This is a genomic window from Lentzea sp. NPDC058436 (assembly GCF_042721515.1).
Taxonomy (GTDB): Bacteria; Actinomycetota; Actinomycetes; order Mycobacteriales; family Pseudonocardiaceae; genus Lentzea.
Genome location: NZ_JBHXLF010000003.1, coordinates 729,198 through 752,854, shown reverse-complemented (window position 1 = coordinate 752,854; position 23,657 = coordinate 729,198). Strand labels below are relative to the sequence as shown.

General features: G+C 71.8%; 14 protein-coding genes. 11 read left to right on the top strand and 3 right to left on the bottom strand.

Features of this window, described 5'->3' with window-relative positions:
- The first annotated feature begins 37 nt into the window (after positions 1 to 37).
- Positions 38 to 1,477, top strand: a complete 1,440-nt coding sequence (locus ACFWN2_RS17220; protein ID WP_382428464.1) for an IucA/IucC family protein — start codon at positions 38 to 40, stop codon at positions 1,475 to 1,477.
- Position 1,478: 1 nt separating this feature from the next.
- On the opposite strand, the gene ACFWN2_RS17215 is transcribed toward ACFWN2_RS17220, so the two are convergent.
- Both ACFWN2_RS17215 and ACFWN2_RS17210 read right to left on the bottom strand, forming a co-directional pair.
- Positions 1,479 to 2,261 carry a metallophosphoesterase gene (locus ACFWN2_RS17215; RefSeq protein WP_382428463.1) on the bottom strand — a complete coding sequence of 261 codons (783 nt, stop codon included), beginning with the start codon at positions 2,259 to 2,261 and terminating at the stop codon, positions 1,479 to 1,481.
- Positions 2,262 to 2,290: 29 nt separating this feature from the next.
- Complete coding sequence (locus tag ACFWN2_RS17210) at positions 2,291 to 3,724, bottom strand: WGR domain-containing protein (RefSeq protein WP_382428462.1); 1,434 nt, start codon at positions 3,722 to 3,724, stop codon at positions 2,291 to 2,293.
- Between the two features lie 129 nt (positions 3,725 to 3,853).
- On the opposite strand from ACFWN2_RS17210, the gene ACFWN2_RS17205 reads away from it, so the two are divergent.
- From ACFWN2_RS17205 to ACFWN2_RS17160, 10 genes are all read left to right on the top strand, one after another.
- Positions 3,854 to 5,062 (top strand): PP2C family protein-serine/threonine phosphatase, encoded by a 1,209-nt coding sequence (locus tag ACFWN2_RS17205; RefSeq protein WP_382428461.1) that lies wholly within the window; start codon positions 3,854 to 3,856, stop codon positions 5,060 to 5,062.
- A gap of 86 nt (positions 5,063 to 5,148) precedes the next feature.
- Positions 5,149 to 6,018 (top strand): tachylectin-related carbohydrate-binding protein, encoded by an 870-nt coding sequence (locus ACFWN2_RS17200; RefSeq protein WP_382428460.1) that lies wholly within the window; start codon positions 5,149 to 5,151, stop codon positions 6,016 to 6,018.
- Between the two features lie 22 nt (positions 6,019 to 6,040).
- A complete protein-coding gene (locus tag ACFWN2_RS17195) occupies positions 6,041 to 7,987 on the top strand; it encodes a tachylectin-related carbohydrate-binding protein (protein WP_382428459.1) in 1,947 nt (648 codons plus the stop codon).
- Between the two features lie 303 nt (positions 7,988 to 8,290).
- Positions 8,291 to 9,082 carry a PP2C family protein-serine/threonine phosphatase gene (locus tag ACFWN2_RS17190; RefSeq protein ID WP_382428458.1) on the top strand — a complete coding sequence of 264 codons (792 nt, stop codon included), beginning with the start codon at positions 8,291 to 8,293 and terminating at the stop codon, positions 9,080 to 9,082.
- A complete protein-coding gene (locus tag ACFWN2_RS17185) occupies positions 9,079 to 10,323 on the top strand; it encodes an FHA domain-containing protein (RefSeq protein ID WP_382428457.1) in 1,245 nt (414 codons plus the stop codon). The genes ACFWN2_RS17190 and ACFWN2_RS17185 overlap by 4 nt, the downstream gene beginning before the upstream one ends.
- Positions 10,320 to 11,867 (top strand): protein kinase, encoded by a 1,548-nt coding sequence (locus tag ACFWN2_RS17180; protein WP_382428456.1) that lies wholly within the window; start codon positions 10,320 to 10,322, stop codon positions 11,865 to 11,867. The genes ACFWN2_RS17185 and ACFWN2_RS17180 overlap by 4 nt, the downstream gene beginning before the upstream one ends.
- Before the next feature lie 25 nt (positions 11,868 to 11,892).
- On the top strand, positions 11,893 to 18,045 hold the full coding sequence (locus ACFWN2_RS17175; protein WP_382428455.1) for an Ig-like domain-containing protein: 6,153 nt from the start codon (positions 11,893 to 11,895) through the stop codon (positions 18,043 to 18,045).
- Between the two features lie 13 nt (positions 18,046 to 18,058).
- Positions 18,059 to 19,027 carry an AAA family ATPase gene (locus ACFWN2_RS17170; RefSeq protein ID WP_382428454.1) on the top strand — a complete coding sequence of 323 codons (969 nt, stop codon included), beginning with the start codon at positions 18,059 to 18,061 and terminating at the stop codon, positions 19,025 to 19,027.
- 1 nt (position 19,028) lies between these two features.
- Positions 19,029 to 20,156, top strand: a complete 1,128-nt coding sequence (locus tag ACFWN2_RS17165) for a DUF58 domain-containing protein (RefSeq protein ID WP_382428453.1) — start codon at positions 19,029 to 19,031, stop codon at positions 20,154 to 20,156.
- Positions 20,153 to 22,372, top strand: a complete 2,220-nt coding sequence (locus ACFWN2_RS17160) for a DUF3488 and transglutaminase-like domain-containing protein (protein ID WP_382428452.1) — start codon at positions 20,153 to 20,155, stop codon at positions 22,370 to 22,372. The genes ACFWN2_RS17165 and ACFWN2_RS17160 overlap by 4 nt, the downstream gene beginning before the upstream one ends.
- Positions 22,373 to 22,375: 3 nt before the next feature.
- Here ACFWN2_RS17160 and ACFWN2_RS17155 read toward each other — a convergent pair whose 3' ends face one another.
- Complete coding sequence (locus ACFWN2_RS17155; RefSeq protein WP_382428451.1) at positions 22,376 to 23,656, bottom strand: cation:proton antiporter; 1,281 nt, start codon at positions 23,654 to 23,656, stop codon at positions 22,376 to 22,378.
- Position 23,657: the final 1 nt, after the last annotated feature.

Below are 23,657 nucleotides of genomic sequence, written 5' to 3'. Positions count from 1 at the left end.
CTGATCCTGACACATCGCGTGAGGGAAGCGGACACCGGTGGAAGCGATCACTGACCCCGACGGCATCACCGCGACGGCGCTGCTGAACTGCCTGCGCCGCGAGGTGGGGGAGTGGGACGACGGCCTGCTGCGCCTGCCCCGCACGGGGACCCTGCTGCGCGCGCGGGAGGGACGCTGGCTGTCCGACCCCGAGGTGTTCACCGGATCGTGGCAACCGTTGTCCTGGCACGAACTCGCTGTGCTCGTCACGAAGGAGCTCGGCGACCCGCCGGTCGGCTTCCTGGACGAGATCGCCGGCTCGCGGTCGGCCATCGCCGCCGTGCTCGACGCCCGCCCCGCCCCGCCCGCCGACCTGTACCGGCGCTCCGAGCAGGCGCTCGTCGCAGGCCACCGCTACCACCCCGCGCCGAAGGGCCGCGGCGGCCTGCCCGCGTCGGACTGGCTGCCGTACTCGCCCGAGACGCACGCGAGCTTTTCGCTGGCCCGCCTGGAAGGCGCGTTCGTGGACGACGGCGACGTGCCGTTGCCCGCCGGTGTGCTGCTCGCGCACCCTTGGCAGCTCTCGTTGCTGGGGCTGCGGGGCGAGGAGTCCGATCACGAGGTGTGGCCGACGTCCTCGGTGCGCACGGTCTACGACCCGGCCGCCGACCTGTTCTACAAGTTCAGCCTCGACGTGCGGATCACCAACGACGTGCGCCGGCTGTGGGCGCACGACCTCCGGTGGATCCCGCCGCTCGCGCGCCTGCTGAGACCGGTGTTCGCGGACATCGCCTCGGTCTTCCCCGGCGCGGCGTTCCTGATCGACCGCGGCTACCGGACGTCCCCCGACGCCTTCGAGGGTCTCGCCGTCGTCGTGCGGGACGGCATCCGGCAGCACGCGCTGCCCGGCGTGACCCCGTTGCTGGCGGCGGGGATCAGCGAGGGCTTCGACGGCAACCCGTTGGACTCGCTGGGTTCCGCCGACGCGCTGCGGTGGTTCCGGCAGTACGTGTCGGTCGTCGTTCCGCCCGTGCTGCACGCGTTCTTCGCGCACGGCGTCGTGATGGAGTGCCACCTGCAGAACGTCGTGGTGGGCGTGGACGCCGCGGGCATGCCGGTCCAGGCGATCTACCGCGACCCCGAGGGCATGCGGCTGCTGCCCCGGCACGCCTCGCTGCTGTCCTCGATGGACGGAGTGGACGGCTCGCGCGGCGTGTCCGAGGCGAAGGGCTGGGAGCGCCTGCGGTACTGCCTCGTCGTCAACCACCTGATCGAGATCGCCGGTGCCGTGCTGGAGCGCCACCCCGGCCTGGACGTGTGGGCCGAGGCGCGCTCCGTCTTCGTCGCCTACGCGGAAGACCACGACTGCCGGCAGGTCCTGTCGTTGCTGGAGGACCGATACGTGCCGGCTAAGGCGAACCTGCTGCTGCGCTGGACGCGGGCGGAGGGCGCGGCGAGCCGGTACGTCGACTGCCCGAACCCGTTGTACCGGCCCTAGTTCACGCCGTCAGCCCGGCCTCGTCGAAGACCAGCGGGCGCCACGCCTCGGCGCCCGCCCTGCCGTGGCCGGGGTCGACGCCGACGAACGTCCGCCCGCCGACGCGCACCCGCACGTGCCGCTGCTCCCAGTCGACGGTGGCGCGCTGACGGATCCGCCCGTCGCAGGTCCACCTCCGGTCGCCGAAGTGGACGACGGTGGAGTGCCCGTGGATCTGCCCGAACGGCACGACGCCCTGGTACCGCATCCACGGCTCGTGCAGCGCCGCTCCGGACTCGGCCCACAACGGGCCCGTTTCCGGGTCACGGCCGTGCGCGCCCATCCTCCAGATCAGCTCCGGCCGTTCGTTGAGCAGACCCGCTGCCTCGGCGGCGGAGGCGGGCTCGCCCAGCTGCTGCCACGCGGCGAGCGTCAGTCCCGCGTGGGTGAGGAGGAACTCCTCCCCGCCCGCGGTGAGGGCCGCGGCGACCCGCATGCGGCCGTCGGCCCACCACGCGCGCAACGTCTCCACGCCTTGGGGCGGCAGCGGATCCGGCCAGAACACCTCGGAGCCCGGCAGGTACTGGGCCTCGTGGTTGCCCACGAGCTGCACCCAGCGCTCGCCCAGGAGCGGTGCGACGACGTTCAGCACGCCGAGGCTGTCCGGGCCCCGGTCCACGAGGTCGCCGACCTGGATCACGACCACGTCGGCAGCCCGGCCGTCCTCGATCCCCAGGTCCCGCAACGCTTCCCGCAACTGGTCGGCGTGCCCGCCCACGTCGCCGATGACAGCGATCCTGCCCATGCGCACCCCCGGCATCCACGCTACCGGTGTCACAGCAGGCGCTTGATCTCTCCCCTCGCGCGGTAGAACCCGCCGCTCGCCGAGGTGTGGATCTCGGTCACCAGGTAGCGGGCGCCGGGGACGCGGATGTCCTTCGGGAACTGGACGGCGCGGGTGCGGTCGTAGCCGTCGGAGATCACGTGCACGCGCAGGCGGCCGGCCTCCTGGATGCACTCCACGACGACACCGCCGGCCGGGACCGCGCTCGCCACCACGGTCTCGACCTCGGTGGTGGCCTCGACGCGCTGCCAGTGGTCGGCCTTGATGTCGCTGCGCTGCGGCAGCTCTCCCTGCTCGGCCGCGTGGATCGCCGCCGGGCTCGCGTCGATGCACGCCAGCGAGCCGTCCGTCGTGACGATGTAGAGGCGTTCGTCGCGGTACTGCATGGAGAACGCGGAACCGCAGCCCGTGCCGAGCTTCCACAGGCGGGTGCCGTCGGCGGCGAAGCAGTAGACCGACGAGTGGTTGTCGCCCGCGAAGACGTAGTCGCCGCCCGGTGAGGTGGCGCACGAGAAAACCGCCGCGTCGCAACGGTAACGGGCCGTTTCGGCACCCGTGGCGCGCGACAGGCGGTGCACGTAGCCGCGGCTGGTGCCCGCGAACACCTCGGACGGCTCCTGCCAGCCGAACAGCACGGCGCCCTCGGTGTCGGCGTGCCAGACCGGGTCCCCGCTGCGCGCCGCGTAGTGCGTGACGCCGTCGGAATGCCCGTGGAACACGCCTTCCGGCGCGCACCGCACCATCCACGCGCTGTCGCCCTTGCTGCGGCGCGACCACTGGAACTCGTCCTCGTGGTCGACGATCGTGATGCCGCCCTGCCGGTCGGACACGCCGAGCACGCCGTCGTCGATGTCGAGCCAGTAGATGTCGACGTCGGTGGCGATCTCGTACGCGACGCGCGGGACCTTGCCGCCCAGGTCGTACACGCGCCCGTCGTCGCAGCCCGCGTAGATCCAGAAGTCGTCGGCCACGATGCACTTCACGCCGTCCGGGAGGCCGTAGCGGCCCGTGACCCTGCCGTCGTGCGCGAGCGTGAACACGTCGCCGTTCTCGTTGCCGACCCACGCCTCGTCGTCGCCGATGAAGATGCCGAACGCGGGCGCTCCCGAGTGGAACTGCCACAGCACCGGGGCCTGCCGGGCGCTCGACCGCACGCTCGTGATCTCGCGTCGCGTGATCGCCCGCCGCGCCCGCTGGCCCTTGACCGCCGGCGCGTAGCCCTTGCGCACCTTCTCGCCGATCTTCTTCTGGGCGGCGCTCACGGCCTTCGCCTCGTCGGCGAACGTCGACGTGCGCGTGGAGCCCCGTTCGCCGATGCGGCCGAACGTGATGCTCACCGACGTGCCGTCGATGACCACCTCGTAGAACTTGTGCGCGCTCCCGGCGCTCTCGGACAGCTCCAGGTACGTGGTGGCAACGGCCACGGTCTTTCCCCCTCGTGTCGATCAGCTGGAACGGACGTTAGCAAGGGGGTCCGACAATTCCGGTCGCCGCCGGACGCGGGACCGGCCCGGCCGTGGAAAACTGGCGTCCGCGACGACAGCGGAGGTGCGATGACCGAGGCGGGAGGTCCGTCGATCCGCTCGCGCGTGCTCGACGCCATCACGGACGGGGCGCTCAAGGAGCTCGACCTCGACGAGATGCTCGGAGTCCTGCTGGAACGCTCCCGCGAGCTGCTCGGCGTCGACACCGTCACCGTCCTGCTGGTCGACCGCGGCGGTGAACAACTCGTGGCACGCGCGAGCTCCGGGCTCGCCGCGGAGGTCTTCCAGGGCGTGCGGGTGCCCGTCGGCAGGGGGTTCGCGGGCAGCGTGGCCCGGCGCGGCGAACCCGTGCTGATCGAGCGCGTCGACGAGTCCACTGTGGTCAACCCGCTGCTGTGGGAGCACGGGCTGCGCGTGCTGCTCGGCGTGCCGATGATCGCCCAGGGCGAGCTGGCCGGCGTCCTGCACGTCGGCAGCACCACGTCCCGCCGCTTCACCGCGGAGGAGGTCGGCGCGTTGCAGCTCGTCGCCGACCGGCTGGCCGTCGCGGTCCACGCGGACAGGACGCGCGCCGAACGCGCCGCCGCCACGATGCTGCAGGAGAGCCTGCTCCCGTCGAGCCTGCCGAGCGCCGAGGGCTGGGAGCTGGCGGCCCGGTACGTCCCCGGTGCGGAGAGCGGCGTCGGCGGTGACTGGTACGACGTCTTCACACTGCCCGGTGACCGCATCGGCGTGGTGATCGGTGACGTCGTCGGCAGCGGGCTCCGCGCGGCCGTCGTGATGGGACGGTTGAGGAGCGCGTTGCGCGCCTACGCCCTGGAGTACCTCGATCCCGCGCAGGTGCTGGAGAAGCTCGACCGCAAGGCCAGCTACTTCGAGCACAACACCATGGCCACCGTGGCCTACGCGATCATCGACACGAAGACCCACCTCATGAACCTCGCCGTGGCCGGTCACCTGCTGCCGGTCGTCGCCGTGCCGGGGGAGCGGACCAGGTTCGCGCCCGCTCCCGTCGGACCGCCCGTCGGGTTCGACCTCGGCACCACCGGCCGCCGCGGCGTCAGCGTGCCCGTGCCGCCGGGCAGCCTGGTCGTGCTGTACACCGACGGCCTGGTGGAGCGGCGCGGGCAGGACCTGGACGCCGGGCTGGAACGGCTGCGCGGCGCCGTCGGCCCGATGGGACCGGAGGCGGCCTGCACCCGGATCATGGCCGCGCTGGTCGGCGACCGGCCGGCGACCGACGACGTGGCGCTGGTGGCGATCCGCCACAGCGACTGACGGCGCTGTCACAGCATGTCGGATTTGTCGGTCTCGGGACGTATGCTCCCCCGCGACGAACCGGGACGCCGCGTAGGGGACTCACCATGACCAAGAAGCTGAGATCGTTGTGCCTCACCGCTGTCGCCGCCGCCGCGATGGCGACAGCGTCGGTGGCGACCGCTGCCGCCGCCGACCCCACCTGCGGGCCGGTGGCGCACGTCTTCACCATGCAGGCCGACGGCGACCTGTGGCTGTACGAGCACTCGGCGCCCGCGACCGGAGCGTTCGAGTGGGCGGGCGCGCGGCAGGTCGGCTGGGGCTGGGGCGGCAAGACGTTCGCCGGCGCCGACGGCCGCCTCTACAACATCACCACGGGCGGTGACCTGCGCAGGCTGCGGTACAACGGCGCCGGCTGGGACACCTACCCCGGCGGCGGCCAGTTCCAGACGATCGGGTGGGGCTGGCAGAGGTACCTCCAGCCGGCGAACCGCGGCAGCATCACGGTGGACGCCGACGGCGTGATCTACACGCTCGAAGGCGACCAGCTGCGGTGGTGGCGCTACGACGAGCAGGCCGGCGCGTGGGCTCCCGGCACCGGCCGCGTGCTCGACACCGGCTGGGGCGAGTTCGACATGATCGCCGCGAGCGGCAACGGCGGGCTGCAGGCGCAGGACGCGGGCCACGCCCTGCACCGCTTCCGCTACCACGCCCAGACGGACCAGTTCGTCGTGGACGACGTCGTTCCCGAGGCCGGCTGGGAGGGCCACGGCACGCTCTTCTCGCCCGGTGGCGACCTCTACTACTCGGTGCGGTCCGACACGGGTGAACTGCGCTGGAACCGGTTCACCGAGGACACCGGCTGGCAGAGCGTCCCCGGTTCCGTGATTGGCTACGGCTGGGGCACGGACATCGACGTCACGGCCACCACGAACGACTGCTCCGTCACCTTGCCGGGCCCGCAGCCCGGAAACTGATCGGCTCACTGGGGGAACACCGTTGAAGAAGAAGCTGAGATCTCTCACCGTGTCCGCGGCACTCGCCGCGGGCGCGGTGACCGCCGCCGTGACGGTCACCGCCGGCACCGCGTCGGCCGCGACGTGCGCGTCCGCCGCGAACATCTTCACCATGCAGGCGGACGGCGACCTGTGGCTCTACCGGCACTCCGCGCCCACCTCGGGCGGTTTCTCGTGGGCTGGAGCCCAGCAGGTCGGCTGGGGCTGGGGCGGCAGGACGTTCGCCGGCCCGGACGGCTGGCTGTTCAACATCACCACGGGTGGTGAGCTCCGCCGGCTGCGCTACACGGGTGGCGGCTGGGTCAAGTTCGGCTCGCTCGACTACGACACCATCGGGTGGGGCTGGGAGAAGTTCGTCCAGAGCGCGAACCGCGGCAGGATCACGGTCGACTCGGACGGGTCGATCTACACGCTGGAGGGCGACCAGCTGCGGTGGTGGTCGTTCGACCAGCAGAACCGCCAGTGGGCACCGGGGTCCGGGCGCGTGCTGGACAGGGGCTGGGGCCGGTTCGACCTGATCGCCGCGAGCGGCCAGGGCGGCATCAAGGCGCGCGACAGCTCCGGCGTCCTGCACCACTTCCGCTACGACCGGGTGACCGAGCGCTTCGTCGTCCACGAGACCTGGAACCACCGGCTCACCTGGCAGGCGGACACCAAGCTGTTCTCGCCCGGCGGCGACGTCTACTACACCGTGCGGCAGAGCACCGGACAGCTGGTGTGGAACGACTTCCAGGAGTACAACGCCGACGGCTGGCGGACGGCCAGTGGCACGGTGGTCGGCAACGACTGGGGCACCGACACGGACATCACGGCGACCACGAACGACTGCTCGGTGTCCGGCTACTGGTTCCCGCGGAACCCGGAGGTGAAGGACCAGGACGCGATGCCGGTCGCGTACGTGAGCCCGCGGGGCGCCGCGCACCTGCTGCGGGTCGAGCCCGGCAACCGCCTCACGGACCTGCGCGACAGCGGCTTCGGCCACTGGATCTTCGAACCGTTCGGCCACGAGCACACCGGCCTCTCGAACGTGGTGCCCGGCCCCGAGTCCGGCACGGAGACCGTCGGCACCACGCGGATGCCGGGCGGTGACGTCGAGCTGCACACGCTGGACCTCAACGGGCGGTGGCAGAGCCAGGTGCTCAAGGGCGCGATGCGGGTGGCTCCTTCTCTGGTCCGGCGAGCGGACGGCACGCTGGTCGTCTACGCGATGGGCGACAAGGCGAGCGACGGCGGTCCGTGGGAAGGCCAGCTCTACTACCGCGAACAGCTCCCGAACGGCGACTTCCTCGCGTGGAAGCGGTTCGGCGACGGCCTCTACGACGAGTCGCCGAGCGTGCTGGACCGCGGCGGCGAGGTGACGTTCGTCGGCAGGCACGGATCGCTGACGTCGTGGTTCCGCACCGGGGCCGGCGGCGTGCCCGTGCCGGCCGAGAGGACCCTGCTCCCGTACGTCGTGGGCGCGCGGCCGAAGCTCGTGCAGAACGCCGCCGGCCGGATCCTGCTCGTCGACGTCGGCACGAGGGCGGGGGAGGGCGCGGGCAAGGGCGCCTTCGTGCTGCGGGAGAAGGCCGACCGCAGCGGCTTCGAGGACACCTGGACGTTCCTCCCCGACGTGCCCGGCGAGGAGGGCGGTCAGGTCGACGCGGTGGTGCTGCCGAACGGGGCGCTGGCCGTGTCGCTGACGGCCGGCGGCAAGGTCTACGCGACCACGTCGAAGGGCGCGGCGGACGGCACCGAGTTCCACCCGTGGCAGCAGGTGAGCCCGGAGGGGCTGAACGCCGACTTCACCGAGCACACCAGCATGCGGATGGACGCGGGCGTGCTGTCCGTGGTGGCCGTGTCGAGCCACGGCTCGTACTGGCAGTTCGGCGCGAGCGTGCCGTTGAACGCGACGGTCCCGTTGTCGTTCAACAGCAGGCAACTGGCCTGAGTTCCGCGGCCGCCGCGGTTCTCCGGCGGTCAGATCGGCTGATCCGCGGGCACGACGACGCCCCGGTACCTCGACGAGGTGCCGGGGCGTTTTCTGTTTGCCGGAAATGCGGCCGTCGCATTCTTCCGCGGTGGTTCTGAACACCGCCGATTCGGTGTTCGTATGTCGCTCTTCCGGGTGAATTGCCTGATCAGGCGGGTGCTGAACGACCCAACACATCGTTGCGCGTGGCTCGAACGTTTCCGTTTCGCCGTGGCCAGTTTTTGTCTCCTTTTCCGCCTAACGCTCGGCGGGGTGCGAGCGATGAGACGTCCGAACGGCGCAGCGGAGGAGGTGCGGGGGAGCACGATGGGCGAGATCAGGACCGGTGTCACCACGCATCCCGGAGTGGTGCGGGACGTCAACGAGGACAACGCGATCGCGGGCAGGCGGGTCTTCGCGGTGGCCGACGGCGTGGGCGGGCACGCGGCGGGCGAGGTCGCCAGCGCGTTGCTCGTGGCGCGGCTGCACGAGCTCGACCAGCTGGACGCGCCGGGGCCCGATGACGTCCGCGCGACGCTCGCCGCGGCGGGACGGTCGCTGGAGGAGGCCGGGCACTCCGGCATGACGACGGTTTCTGGCATCGCGCTCGTCACGGTGTCCGAACGGCCGCACTGGGTCGTGTTCAACGTCGGCGACTCGCGGGTCTACCGGTTCGACGGCGCGGCGCTGACGCAGCTCACCGTCGACCACTCCGAGGCGCAGGAGCTCGTGGCGGCGGGACTGCTGACGGAGGACGAGGTCAGGACCTACCCTCGCCGCCACGTCGTCACCCGCGTGCTGGGCAAGGCCGGCATGTCGGACCCGGACCTGTGGCTGTTCCCGCCGCGGGCCGGGGAGCGGTTCGTGATCTGCACCGACGGGCTCAGCAACGAGGTGACGGACGCCGAGATCAACGACGTGCTCCGCTCACACCCCGACGCGCGGGAGGCCGCCGCGGCACTGGTCGCCAGGGCGCTCGCCGCGGGAGCGCGCGACAACGTGACCGCGCTCGTGGCCGACTACTCCGTCGCCGCGGACGCCAGCTGTGACACGGTGCCGCGGAGTCCGCGATGACCGCGGTCGAGTACGTGCCGGGCACGTGGGTAGCGGTGGTGGGGGAGCGCACGTGGCTCCTGCTGGCCGTCGCGCCCGAGTCCGGCCTGGTGCGCCGCTGCTGGGAGCTCGTGCGGGCCGACGAGCCGCTGGACGAGGTGCTGGCGGAGATCGTGCACGAGGGGTTCCGCGCGGTCAGCGGGTTCGCCCTCGTCCGGCTGGCACCGAGCGAGAAGCGCGCGGTGGTGCGGGGTTCGGCGCGGCTGCAGTTCGCCGACGCCTCCGGTGCGGTGGACGAGATCAACGCGGCCGGGGTCGGGACGTGGGTGGACCGCAACCTCGGTGACGTGGCGCGGATGCGGATCGCGACCGGTGCGGCCGGGCCGGGACTCCCGTTGCACGGCGGTGTGGTGCTCGCGGGGGAGCTGGCGGTGTCGGTGGCCGAGGTGGTGGCGGCCGCGCCGCGGATCGCGCCGCAGGTGGCTGTTGCGCCGCAGGAGAACGTGGTGCCGCGGGAAAGCGTTGTGCCGCAGGAGGAACTGGTGGAGCTGACGGTCGTCCGGGACGAGCCGCTCCCGCCGGCCCCGCGACAGCCCGCCCAGCCCGTGCCTCAGGCCCAGCCCGCACCCCAGGTCACCCAGATCACCGGCGTCATCCAGTCCCTCGACTGGGCGCCCCCGGCACCCACCGCTCACCGCCCCGAACCGATGACCGTCGTCCAGGCCGAGCCGGTCACCGACACGGTGCTGCGCACGAACGTCCTGTCCCCCGACGAGACCCGCATGCTGCACCCCGGCAGCGCGAGCGGTCCGCAGCTGGTGCGCGCCAAGAAGTGCCCGGCGGGCCACCTCAGCTCGGACTACGCCGTGCACTGCCGCGTGTGCGAGGTGCCGCTGCCGGAGCAGGACGCCGCCATGCTGCCGATGCCCGTGCTCGGTCTGCTGCGGCTGTCCAACGGCGACACGATCACGCTCGACCGCAACGTCGTCATGGGCCGCGATCCCAGCGGTGACCGCAGGGGCGTGAACCTCGTGCAGGTCGGCAGGGAGAACGACACCGAGATCTCGCGGACGCACGTCGAGGTGCGGCTGGAGGGCTGGGACGTGCTGGTGCGCGACCTCGGCTCGATGAACGGCACGTCCGTCGCCCGTCCCGGCTGCCCGCCGCAGAAGCTCGCCGCGCACATCGAGGAGTTCCTCTACCCCGGCACGCGCGTGGTGCTCGGCGACCAGTTCTCCTTCACCTTCGAGGTGAACGGATGACCGGCGGGCCACCCGAGATCCCGCACTTCGAGTACCGCGGCGACATCGGCGGCGGCGGGTTCGCCATGGTGCACCGCTACTACCACCGCAAGCTCAAGCGCGACGTGGCCGTGAAGGTGCCCAAGGCGACGGACCTGTCCGACGCGGTGCGGGAGCGGTTCATCGCCGAGGGCGAGTCGATGGCGGAGCTCGGCAACCACCGCAACGTCGTCACCGTCTACGACACGGACACGTCCGCCGACGGCCGCCCGTTCCTGGTGATGGAGTACTGCCCCGGCGGTGACCTCGCGAAGCTCTCCGGCCGGACACCGTTGTCCGTCAAGGAGGTCCTCGACATCGGCGTGCAGGTCGCCGGGGCGATCGAGACCGCGCACGAGCGCCGGATCCTGCACCGCGACATCAAGCCCGCGAACATCCTCATGAACGAGTACGGCAAGCCGTGCCTCACCGACTTCGGCATCGCCGGCCGCTTCGCTGAGCAGGACGAGGACGGCCAGGTCATGCTGTCCGTGCCGTGGTCGGCCCCTGAGCTGCTGGACAGGTCCGCGGTGGAGCAGGGCGGCGTGCCGGCGGAGGTGTTCTCGCTGGGCGCGACGCTGTGGCACCTGGTGGTGGGCCACTCGCCGTTCATGCCGCGCGGCACCGACAACTCGCTCGCCTCGATCGAGCACCGGATCGTGTCCGGCTGGCTGCCGACCGGCCTGGCCGCGCCCGCCGACCTGCAGCGGTTGTTGTTGCGCGCCATGGCGAAGAACCCGGCGGCACGGCCGGGGTCGGTGCGCGAGTTCGCGGTCGGGCTGCAGAGGATCCAGAAGGCGCAACGGTTCGGGGAGACCGAGCTGGTGCTGATGCCCGCGCCCGAACCGGACGAGCCGGTGGCCGGCACGTCGTTCGTGGTGCCGGACGCACCGCTGTCGCCGCCGACGAGGCAGCGGATGCAGCCGGTGTTCGTGCCGCAGGAGGTGAAGCAGGCACCGCACACGACGGCGCGAGTCGTCGCACCGCCGCCGCTCCAGCTACCGCAGGCCAGGCCGGTGCCGCACACCACTGCCCGCCCACGCCCGATGGCCGGCGGCGCGCCGCACACCCAGGTGCGCAAGCCGTTGCCGGACAACGTCATCCTGCCGGCCGATCCCGTCACACGGTCTCGCTGGCCCCTCTACGCCGTCGGCGCTGCCGCCGTCATCGCGATCGTCGGCGTCGGCCTGTTCCTGTTGTCCGGCGAGGAAAAGCCCAGCGGCTCGGTCGTCACCACGGTCGCCGACGAGGTCCCCGACCAGAACGCCGGCGCGGGCAACGCGCCACCCGGCCGTCCCGAGATCACCGCGACGCGGCTGGACGGGAACAAGGTCCGGTTCGCGTGGAGCTACTCGGCCCAGCAGGCCACGGACACGTTCTCGTGGCGCACCTCCACGCAGAACGGTGTGGCGAAGGAGCCCCAGGTCGAGGTCGAGGGCGCGGAACCGGTGTGCGTGCAGGTGAAGGTGGTCCGCGCGGACGGCAGCAACGCGAGCGCGGAGTGGTCGCGGGAGAGCTGTGGCTAGGTCCAGGAAGTCAGCGAGGGGAACAGTGGGATTCTTCAGGAAGCACCGGACCACGATCGCGTCCGGAACGGTGCTCGTCCTCGCGGCCGCCTCTCTCGTCGCCTACGCGCTCACGTCCACCGGCAACCCGGTGCGGCAGGTCGACCTCAACGACGGCGGGGTCTGGGTCACCAGCGATCGCGACGGGTTGTTCGGCAGGCTCAACAAACCGGTCGGGTCGCTCGACGCGGCGTTCAACCCTCCCGGCGGCGCGCAGCAGAACTACCAGCTCGACGTCGTGCAGGACGCGGCCGCGGTCGTGGCCAGGGACCGCGCGGGCGGCAAGCTCTACCCGGTCGACGTGGCGCGGTCGGTGACGCTGGGCGATCGCGGGCTGGCGTTGCCCAGCGGTGGTCAGGTCGCGCTCGCCGGAGGCACGCTCGCCGTGCTCGACCCCGCCGCGGGCAAGGTGTGGGCGATCCGCGTCGACCTCCACGTCGGCGTGAGCGCGCTCGACCAGCTGAGCCAGGAGACGCCGCCGCTCGCGACTCTCGACGCGGCCGACACCGCCGCGCTCGCCGTCGGGCTGGACGGCGCGGTGCACGTCGCGTCCGCCAACGGCCGCACGGTCAAGGTCAGCACGGCGGAGTCCGGGTTCGGCGAACCCGCGTACGGCAAGCTCGCGAACTCTCCGAAGGCACCGAGGATCACCGCGGTGGGCGGCGAGACCGTGGTGCTCGACGCCGAGTCCGGCACCCTGTTCCTGCCCGGCGGACGCACGGCGAAGGCGGGGCGCGAGTCCGTGCTGCAACAGGCAGGACCGGAAGCGGCGAGCGTGGTCGTGGCGTCGCACACCGAGATGAAGGCGTTCCAGCTCAACGACGACCGCGCGGAGACGCTCAACGAGGGCGTGGACGGCGCCCCGGCCGAACCGGTGCGGCTCGGCGAGTGCGTGCACGGCGCGTGGGCCGGTGCGTCCGGCGGTTACTTCCGTTCGTGCGACGGCAAGAAGGCGTCGGCCGGCAACCTGCGGGACGCGAAGGCGTTGGTGCAGCCCGTGTTCCGGGTCAACCGCAGGGCGATCGTGCTGAACGACGTCGCGACCGGCGCGGTCTGGGACTTGAGCAGCCAGCGCAAGGTCGACGACTGGCAGTCGGTGAAGCCGCCGCCCGAGCAGAACCCCAGCGACAAGGACAAGAACGAGAACACCACCGAGTCGGCGAAGGACAAGCCGCCGAAAGCCACCGACGACACGCTGGGCGCCCGCCCCGGCCGCACGACGGTGCTGCACGTGCTCGACAACGACTCCGACCCTGCCGGGAACATCCTGTCCGTCACGGCCGTCAGCGACCTCGACCGCAAGGACGTCGGGCTCGCGATCGCGCCGGACGGCCAGACCGTCGAGGTGACGCTGCCGGAACAGGCGCAGGACGCGCACTTCAAGTACACGGTGGACGACGGCAAGGGCCTCAACGCCACGGCCGCGGTCACCGTGCAGGTGCGGACCGAGTCGCAGAACGAACCTCCGGCCGTGCGCAAGGGCGCCGAGCCGCACGATTGGTCCGTTGCGTCGGGTGGCCGGTTGACGCTGCCGGTGCTCGCGGACTGGCGCGACTTCGACGGCGACCCCGTCGTGCTGACCGAGGCGGTCGCCAAGGCGGGCGTCGCGACCACCACGAACACCGGGTTCGTCGAGTACGCGGCACCGGTCGGCGCGGGCGAGCAGCCGATCGACTACAAGGTCACCGATGGCATCGCGGAGGCCGTGGCCAGCGCGGAACGCGTGAGGGTGCTCGACCCGGCCGCTCCCGCCGCACTGCCTCCCGTCGCCCGTCCGGACGTGGCCCGCGGCCAGGTCGGTGCCCCTGTCCTCATCCGCCCGCTGGAGAACGACCTTCCCGGCGCGGACCCCGTCGACCCGGCCGCCGAACTGCGGCTCGCCGCCGACGTGGCACCGCTCGCGGGCGTGTCGATCACCACCGACACCAAGACCGGGCTGGTGACGCTGACGGCCACCAAACCCGGCACGTACCCGCTCGACTACACCGCCGCGTTCGGCAACGCGCCGTTCGCGAAGGGTGCCATCCGCGTCGACGTGGCCGCCGCGCCCGCCTCACCGCTGCCGCCGGTCGCGATGCCGGACAACGCCGTCGTGCGCGGCCAGGAACCCGTCGTCACCGACGTGCTGGCCAACGACTTCAGCCCGGCCGGTTCGGTGCTCGGCGTGCAGCACGCGGAAAGCGTGTCGGGACAACTGGAAGTGGCCGTCGTGAAAGGACGGTGGCTGCGGATCAGCGCCACCGCGCCGACGCTGGACCGCAACCCGCAGGTCGTGCGCTACACCGTGACGGACGGCGTGACCGGCCCGATCACCGGCGAGGTCACCGTCACCCAGCTCCCGCCGCCGGCCGACGACACCCCGGTGCCGAAGGACGACCGCGCGGCCGCCCGTGCCGGTGACTCGACGACGATCCCGGTGCTGGACAACGACATCTCGCCCGCCGGAGCGCCGCTCACGTTGCAGTCCAACGTGCAGGGCGCGCCGGGCAACGGCAGGCTGGCCGTGACCGCGCGGGACGGCCGCCAGGACGTCGGCAGCGCCTACGTCTCCGGCGACGTCGTGCGGTACGTGGCGCCGGACAAGCTCGACACCCCGTTCGTCGCCGACATCTCTTATGTGGCCCAGAACCCGGACGGCGACCAGGCCGTCGGCCACGCGCACGTGACGGTGAACCCGGCGCCGACCCCGGCCAACCCGAACCAGCCGCCGGCACCCGAACCCGTCGAGGTGCGGGTCGTCGCGGGCGACCGGGTGACGGTCACCGTCCCGTCGAGCGGCGCGGACCCGGACGGCGACTCGGTCGCGGTCACCGGCATCGCGTCCGCGCCGGCGCTCGGCCGCGTTGTCGGCATTGCGAGTACAACCCTGACGTACGAAGCTTTTCCGACGTCCAACGGCACCGACACGTTCGGGTTCGTGGTCACGGACTCCTACGGCCGCGACGGTGAGTCGCTCGTGCGCGTCGCCGTGGTACCGCCGGGCGACCCGCAGCCGCCGGTCGCCGTGGACGACGTCGTCACCGCCGCACCCGGCGCGCGGCTCGCGGTGAACGTGCTGTCCAACGACGTGCAGGCGCCCGGCGACACGGTCACCGTCGAGCCGCTGAGCGCGCGCAACCCGTCGCTGCCCGGTGACGTGAAGGCGACGGACGGCCGGATCGAGCTGACCGCGCCCGACCTGACCGGCAAGCCGCTGGTGATCACCTACGGCATCACGAACGGGCTGGGCCAGCCGTCCATCGCGACGTTGACCGTGCGCAGCCGCGACGACTACGCGATTCCGCCGGTCGCGGGCGAGCTGTTCCCCGTGGTGAAGAAGGAGGACAGCACGGTCGAGGTGGATCTCGCGGGCGCGATCGCCGACCCGGACGGGTCCGCGGACGGGCTGGAGGTCACCAAGGTCTTCCACGACCAGGCGAAGGTGTCGGGCCGCAAGGCGACCGTGCCGGTCGGCGACCACCCGCGCACGCTCGTCTACGAGGTCAAGGACAGCTCCGGCGCCACCGCCGCGGGCCTCATCCACGTGCCGTCCAAGGGAACCGGCGCCCCGCGCGCCATCCCGGACAAGCTGATCACCGTGCCCGCCGACGGGTCGGTCGCGGTGCAGATCAAGGACTACGTCGACGTGCCGTCGGGCAAGCAGGCGAAGCTCACGACCGTCGACAAGGTGACCGCGGCGCCCGCGACCGGGCTGGAGGCCCGCAACGAGGGCGACACCGGGCTCGTGCTGACCGCGCGCGGCGGCTACACCGGACCGGCCGCGGTGACGTTCCAGGTCACCGACGGCAACTCCCTCACCGACCCGGAGGGCAAGTTCGCGCTGATCACCGTGCCGGTGCAGGTCGGGCCGGACACCCCGGTGCTGCGCTGCCCCGCGTCCGCGCTGACCGTCGTCGAGGGCGGCCTCCCGGTGAAGGTCGACGTCACGTCCGTGTGCCACGTGTGGGTCGCGGACCGCTCCAAGCTCGGCGACGTCCGGTACACCGCGACCTGGCTCGAACAGGTCGACGGCGTGTCCCTGGAGGGTTCCGGCGAACGCGTCCTGACCGTCACGGCGGCGGGCGGCGCGAAGCCCGGTTCGAACGGCACGATCGAGGTCGGCGCGGGCGACGGGCCGAAGGGCAAGCTCGCGGTCAAGGTCGCGGCCGCCCCACCGCCCACCGTGTCGCCCGTGACGCTCGACGGCGTGAAGGCCGGCGACACCGCGACGGTCGACCTCGTCTCGTACGTGCGCTCACAGCTGCGTGACCCGAAGGTCTCGGTCGTCTCCGTGACGCAGGCCGGCGGTGCGGCGGCGACCGCGACGAACTCCGGGTCGTCCGTGAGCATCACACCGAACGGGGACGCGCACGGCGCGATCGACTTCAACGTCGTCGTGACCGACGTGGCCGACACCGCTCGTGACGACCGCAAGGTCACCGGCCGCATCAGGCTGAACGTGCTCGGTGTGCCGGACGCGCCCGGCGTTCCGGTGCCGGGCCGCACGGTGCTGAGCAAGGTCGTCGAGCTGTCGTGGAGCACGCCGTCGGGCAACGGCGCGCCGATCGACTCCTACGAGGTCGACTACGGCGGTGGCAAGCAGACGTGCTCCGCGTCGCCGTGCACGATCACGGGCCTCTCGAACGGCACGGAGTACAGGTTCACCGTGCGCGCGCACAACCTCGTCGGCTGGGGCAAGCCGAGCGGTTCGTCAGCGAGTGCCCAGCCGAACACCGTGCCCGGCGCCGTGTCGGGACTCTCGACCTCGAACCCGCGCGACGGCTCGTTGCAGTTGAGCTGGACCGCGGCGCCGAACGAGGGCACCCCCGTGCTGCGGCACGAGATCAGCTGGTCCGGCGGCGGCCGCACGACCGCACCGGGCGGCGCGACGAACGTGACCGCGTCCGGCCTCGACAACAACGCGCAGACCGTGTTCACGATCATCGCGGTCAACTCGCAGGGCCCGGGCCCGGCCGTCACCGTGCAGGGCCAGTCGGCAGGCGCCCCACAGGCCCCAGCGGCGCCGTCGTTCACCGCCACCAACGCCGCGAACGCGCAAACCCGTGCCGTCACGGTCTCGTGGGGCGCGGTGGGCGCGAACGGCCCCGGCCCGACCACCTACACGCTGACCCGCACGGGCGGCGGCACCAAGACGGTGTGCACCAAGGTGACCGCCACGACGTGTCTCGACGACGGCTTGCAGAACGACGGCACGATCTACAGCTACACGGTCGTCGCCGCCAACGCCGCGGCCGAAGCCGAACCCGCCGGCCACACCTCACCCGCCAGCGCCCCGGCCCAGATGGAGGCGACCGCCACCCCGGACCCGATCACCGGTTTCACCGCCACCCCAACGGGTTCCGACGGCCAGGCCACCCTGCGGTTCGACGCCCCCGCCTCGCACGGCAAGTCGAACACCGTGACGTGCACGTGGTCCGGCGGCTCGTGCGGCACCTGGACCTACCCGACCGGCGGCCAGGCAGGCGCGACGCAGACGGTCAACGGCCTGCCGAACGGCCAGCCCGTGACCATCAGCCTGCAGACGTGCAACGGCAGCGGTGGCGGCGCGTACGCCGGAAACCCCTGCAACAGCGCGGTTTCCGCCGGGGTGACGACGTACGGGCCGATGCGCGACCTCGTGTTGAACACCTCAACGAACAACACCGTCGTCAACTTCTCAGTGTCGGTGAACCCGAACGGCAAGCCCGCGAACGTCCAGGTGACCACGAGCCGCGGGTTCAACCAGTCGTTCACGACCGGGGTGGGCGGGTGGAGCTGGTCGGGCAGCCAGGACGTCGGCCACTCGGCCCAGACGACGATCACCGTGACGGTGACGGATGCGGGACGGCCGACGCTGAGCCAGTCCCAGCAGCAGACGACACCGCCACCACCGCCGGTGGTCAACGTTTCTAAGGGCGCGAGATGCGGCGCGGCATGCGCACCCGCGTGCACTGACACGTCGTGTGCGTACATCGTCGTGCAGACCGTCAATTTCACAAGCAACGTGACTTGCACGTTTGACAGCCAGCACGGGCCGGGCGGATTCGTGAACCAGAACTTCGGTCCGAATGAGACCCGTCAAACACGGAACTTCTATGGATACGTAGGTGAACGGGTCTATGTCACCTGTAACGGTGTCCAGGGATCAATGGTCTGGTAGTGGAGGAAACATCATGACCGTTACGCCTCAACAGGCCCAGCTGTTCGCGCAGACCTTCGAGCAGATGGTGCTGAACGTCTCCCGCGCCATCTCCGGCAAGGAGCACGTGATCCGTCTGGCCCTCACCTGCCTGCTCTCCGACGGTCACCTGCTGCTGGAGGACTACCCCGGCACCGGCAAGACCTCCCTGGCCAAGGCCCTCGCGAACACCGTGCAGGGCAAGGGAACCCGCATCCAGTTCACGCCGGACCTGTTGCCGTCGGACGTCACCGGTGTGCAGATCTACGACCAGCAGCGCGGGGTGTTCCGGTTCCACCCCGGGCCGATCTTCGGGTCGATCGTGCTCGCGGACGAGATCAACCGCGCGTCGCCGAAGACGCAGTCGGCGCTCCTCGAAGTGATGGAGGAGGGGCGGATCACCGTGGACGGGGAGACGCACCCGGTGGGGTCGCCGTTCATGGTGATCGCGACGCAGAACCCGATCGAGCAGGCCGGCACCTACCGGTTGCCCGAGGCGCAGCTGGACAGGTTCCTGATGAAGACCAGCATCGGGTACCCGGACCACAACGCGACGGTGGCGTTGCTGGCGGACGCGGCCACGCGGGACCGGTCGGCGACGGTGCCCGCGGCCATCGCGGCGAACGCCGTGTCGCAGCTGACCGCGCTCGCCGACCAGGTGCACGTCGACCCCGCCGTGCTGTCGTACGTCAGCCGGATCGCGGAGGCGTCGCGGTCGCATCCTGCTGTGCGGCTTGGGGTTTCGGTGCGCGGGTGTTTGGCCTACGTGCGTTGCGTCAAGACCTGGGCGTTGGCGCAGGGGCGGGCTCACGTGGTGCCGGACGACGTCCAGGAGCTCGCGCATCCCGTGCTGGGGCACCGGATCCTGCTGCACCCGGAAGCGCAGTTCGACGGTGCCACGGTGGAAAAGGTGGTCGACTCGCTGTTCGCGGACATCGAGCCGCCCGTCCGGCGAGGGGTCTGAGATGTGGCTGGAGACGGTCTCGCCGTCCGGGCGGCTGCTCGCCGTCGCCGCCGTGGTGGCATGGGGTCTCGGTGCCGTTCTCGGATGGGACGAGCTCGTGCTGCTCGGTGCCGCCGGTGTGCTGTCGCTGGTGCTGGCCAGCGCGCTGACGCTGGGCAGTGGTTCGGTGCGGGTCGCCGTCGACATCACCAAGCGCCGCCTGCAACCCGATGACTCCACGCAGTGTGCCGTGGAAGTCGAGCACCACGGGCGGAGGTCGTTGTTCGCGCCCGAGGTCGAGCTGCCGATCGGCAAGGACCGCGTCGAGGTGTTCGACCGCGGCCGGGTCGTCGAGATCAACGGGCTTCGTCGCGGCGTAATCGCGGTCGGACCGGCCACGACGGTCCGGGGTGACCCGCTCGGGCTGCTGCGGCGGACGGTGCCGATGACCGAGGTCGTCGAGGTGTTCGTGCACCCGCTGACCGTGCCGCTGCAGGCGCTCGGCACCGGTTTGCTGCGTGACCTGGAAGGCTGCACCACCAACGACGTCTCGATGAGCGACCTGGCGTTCCACGCGCTGCGCGAGTACACGCCGGGGGACGACCGTCGCCACATCCACTGGCGTTCCACCGCGAAGCTCGCTCAGGACGGACGCTTCCTGGTGCGACAGTACCTCGACACGCGGCGGGCGCACCTCGTCGTCGTGGTCGACGGTGAGTCCTTTCCGGACGACCAGGTCTTCGAAACCGCCTTGTCGGCGGGCGCTTCCGTGGTGAAGCGGGCGGCGGCGGACGAGATCGACACGACCGTCGTGGCGGCCGGGCACGTCTCCGGCCGCGGCAGAGCGCAGCACGTGCTGGACGTGTTCGCCCGCGCCGAACAGGGCGGTCCTGTGCTCGCCGAGGCCGCGACCCGTGCGGTGGCCGCGGCGCCGGACGCCACCCTCGTCGTGCTGATCACGAGCGCGAAGCACAGCTACGCGGACCTTCGCGTGGCGGCGGCCGCGTTCCCGCCCGAGGTGCGCAAGGTCGTGCTGCGGGTGGACCCGTCCGCGCACACCAGACGGGCGGCGAGCACCGCGTTCTCCGTGCTCACGTTGCGGCAGCTGAGCGACCTGCCCGCGCTGCTGTCGGGAGGAACCCTGCAGTGACCAGACTCGTGCCCCGCCGCGACGACCTCGTCGACGCCGCCTTCCTCAGCGCGCTGTTCGTCGTGGCGCTGCTGGGGTTCCGCACCACCTACACCGGCTGGGGCTTCCTGCTGGTCGGGGGCATCGGGCTGGCGCTCGGCGTGCTGGCCGGTCACGTCGCGTCGGCGCTGCGCCGCCCGATGATCGCCGTCGCGGCCATGACGGTCGCGGTGTTCTTCCTGCTCGGCGGTGTCGTCGCGATGAAGGCGGTGCCGACGCCGGACAACCTGGCCGGTCTCGCGTCCATCAGCGTGCACGGCTGGAAGCAGCTGCTCACCACGCTTCCGCCGGTCGACGGCACCGGTCCGCTGCTGGTGCTGCCGTACATCCTCGGCCTGCTGTGCGGAGCGGGCGGCTTCACGCTGGCCCGCCGGGTGTCGTTGAGCGCGGCCCCGATCGGCGCGCCGCTGGCCGTGCTCGCCGCGGTGATCCTGCTCGGCACCGGTGAGGCGGCGGGTGTGCTGGGCGCGGTGTTCGCGGCGGCCGGCACGGGCTGGCTTTCGGTGCGCGCTGCCCGGCACCGCACCGGATCGCGCGCGGGTGGTGTCAGGAGAACGCTCACCGCCGTCGCCCTGGTGGGCGTCGCGGCCGGACTGGCGTTCGTGGCCGCACCGCTCCTGCCGGGTACCGGCAGCGCGCACCGCCTGGTGCTGCGCAACTACGTGGAGCCGCCGTTCGAGGTCGGCGCCTACGCGAGCCCGCTGGTCGGCTACCGCAAGCACACCAAGGACGCCAACCAGCTGTGGGACCAGACTCTGTTCACCGTGCAGGGCCTCCCGGAGGGCGAACGGGTCCGCATTGCCACGCTGGACGGTTACGACGGACGGGTCTGGGGCGCCACCAACGACCCTGCCGGTGCGGTCGACCCGTTGCAGCGCAACAACTTCCAGCGCATCGGTGTGCGCATCCCGGTCACGAGCACCGGCGCGTCGGCGGATGTGACCATCAGGATCGAGGCCGCCTACGCCACCGCCGACGAGCTGAGCGCGTGGCTGCCGACCGCGGGCCGCGCCACGGAGATCGCGTTCACCGGCGAGCGGAAGGACGGCCACACCGAGAACCTCCGCTACAACCTGGCGACGGCGTCCGGCATCGTCGCCGACCGCCTCCGCGAGGGCGACACCTACGCCCTGCGCACAGTTCTCGCCGCACCGGGCATCCCGGACGACGCCCAGCCGTTCGGCCCGCCGACCGTCCGCACCGGTGACCTGGCGTTCGTGCGCAGCAAGATCTCCAAGTGGACCGGCGGCGCCACCACGCTGGCCGAACGCCTGCGGGCGGCCGCCACCTACCTGCGCGACAACGGCGCCTACACCGACGGCGGACCGGGGGAGACGGAGTACCTGCCCGGCCACAGCGCCGCCAGGCTGACGGCGTTCTTCAACGCCAAGCGCCCGGCGGGCAACGACGAGCAGTACGCCGCCGCGTTCGCGCTGGTGTCCAACGAACTGGGCATGCCGGCCCGCGTGGTTCTCGGCGCCGTCCCGGCCGGTGGTGTGGTGCGCGGCGAGAACGTCCAGGCGTGGGTGGAGATCCACCTGGCGGACGGCACCTGGGCCGCCATCCCGAACACCGAGTACATGCCGGACCGCTCCAAGAGGCCGGATCACCAGCCGCCCCAGGAGATCGAGAACACCGACGCCTCCGTCGTCCCGCCCCCGAACACGATGAAGATGCCCAGCTCACTGGTCGACGCGAGCCGCACCGACGCGTCGGGTGTGGGTGCGGGCGAGCTCAGCGGGCCGTGGATCCCGGCCTGGCTGCTGAACCTGCTGCTCGACGTCGCCTCCGTGCTGGCGCCGATCGTCGCCGTCATCGCGCTGATCGTCGGTGGCAAGGCCGTGCGGCGTCATCGCAGGAGAACGCGGGGCAGCACCGCGACCAGGCTCGCCACCGGGTGGCGTGAGCTGGTGGACCACGCCCGTGACCTGGGCGCGAAGGTGCCGAAGGGGCTGACCCGGCGCCAGGAGGCGAATCTGCTGGCACCCTTCGGGGTGCACTCGCTGGCCGTGCACGCGGACGACCACGTGTTCGGGCCCGGCGACCCGGACCAGGCCGCCGTGGACGCGTACTGGGCGGCGGTGCGGGAGGCCAGGGCCCGGATGCGGTCGACGGTGCCGCGGTGGCGGCGGTGGCTGGCGCGGGTCGACGTGCGGACGTTCCTGCCGGCCAGGTGACGGTCAGACGTGGGTGTGCGAGGCGTCGTCGTGGCGCGCCTCGGCCTTCTGCTCGCGTTTGCGGTCGAGCAGCCACATGACGGGTGACGCCGAGAGGCCGTGCAGGAGGATCGAGCCGATCACGACGAGGCCGACCATCTGCCAGAGCGCGGTCTGCTCGGCGAACTCGCCGTGCTGCAGCGCGTAGACGAGGTAGAACAGCGAGCCGACGCCACGCACGCCGAAGAAGGCGATGACCTTGCGTTCGCGCGGGCCGGTGTTGCCGCGGAGCAGGCCGATCCAGCCTGCCAGCGGTCGTACGACCAGCAGCACCACCGCGGCGACGAGGATCTGCGTCCAGCTGACGCCGGACAGCAGGCCGGTGGCCGCGGCGCCGCCGAGCAGGAACACGATCACCACGGTGAGCATGCGTTCGATCTGCTCGACGTACTGGTGCAGGACCCGGTGGTAGCCGTGGCGGCGTTCGCCCGACCGGATCGCGCACGCGCACACGAAGACCGCGATGAACCCGTACCCCTCGACGAGTTCGGTGACGCCGTAGGCGAGGAACGTCGCCGCGAGCGCCACGAAGCCCTCCGCGTGCTCGGCCAGCCGGAACTTCTCCGACGGCGCCGAGAAGAACAGCTTGCCCAGCGCCCAGCCGATCAGCAGGCCGATGGCGAGCGCGGACGCCAGTCGCCACAGCACGTCGACCGCGAGCCAGTGCCCGAGCCAGCCGGACGGCGCCACGCCGGCGACGCTGATCGCGATGGCGGCGTAGGTGAACGGGAACGCCAGCCCGTCGTTGAGGCCCGCCTCCGAGGTGAGCGCGAACCGCGCCTCGTCCTCGTCGGACTCCGGGTGCTCGGCGGGTTCGGCGACCTGGACCTCGCTCGCGAGCACCGGGTCGGTGGGCGCCAGGGCGGCCGCGAGCAGCACGGACGCCGCGACGCTCAGGCCGAGCGCGCCCCAGCCGAGCAGGCCGACGGCGAGCATCGACAACGGCATGGTGATCGCGAGCAGCCGCCACGTGCTGCCCCAGCCGTGCAGGCTGACGTGGCGGTTCAGCGCGAGGCCCGCGCCCATCAGCGAGATGATCACGCAGATCTCGGTCAGGTGCAGGAGCAGGCCGCTGTGCGCGACGGGATCCGGGGCGGGCAGGTCGACGACCGTGAACGTGAGCGCGCCCGCGCCGAGGAACACCATCGGCATCGAGATCGGCGCCTTGGACAGCAACCGGGGCAGGAGCGCCGCGGCGAGCGTCGCCAGGCCCGCTCCGGCGTAGAGCAGGGGTCCTGGTTCCACC

Excerpts from the sequence above, each read along its gene's own strand:
- ACFWN2_RS17185 (WP_382428457.1), top strand. The coding sequence starts at position 9,079 with ATGACCGCGGTCGAGTACGTGCCGGGCACGTGGGTAGCGGTGGTGGGG.
- ACFWN2_RS17165 (WP_382428453.1), top strand. The coding sequence starts at position 19,029 with ATGTGGCTGGAGACGGTCTCGCCGTCCGGGCGGCTGCTCGCCGTCGCC.
- ACFWN2_RS17180 (WP_382428456.1), top strand. The coding sequence starts at position 10,320 with ATGACCGGCGGGCCACCCGAGATCCCGCACTTCGAGTACCGCGGCGAC.
- ACFWN2_RS17215 (WP_382428463.1), bottom strand. The coding sequence starts at position 2,261 with ATGGGCAGGATCGCTGTCATCGGCGACGTGGGCGGGCACGCCGACCAG.
- ACFWN2_RS17170 (WP_382428454.1), top strand. The coding sequence starts at position 18,059 with ATGACCGTTACGCCTCAACAGGCCCAGCTGTTCGCGCAGACCTTCGAG.
- ACFWN2_RS17190 (WP_382428458.1), top strand. The coding sequence starts at position 8,291 with ATGAGACGTCCGAACGGCGCAGCGGAGGAGGTGCGGGGGAGCACGATG.
- ACFWN2_RS17200 (WP_382428460.1), top strand. The coding sequence starts at position 5,149 with ATGACCAAGAAGCTGAGATCGTTGTGCCTCACCGCTGTCGCCGCCGCC.
- ACFWN2_RS17205 (WP_382428461.1), top strand. The coding sequence starts at position 3,854 with ATGACCGAGGCGGGAGGTCCGTCGATCCGCTCGCGCGTGCTCGACGCC.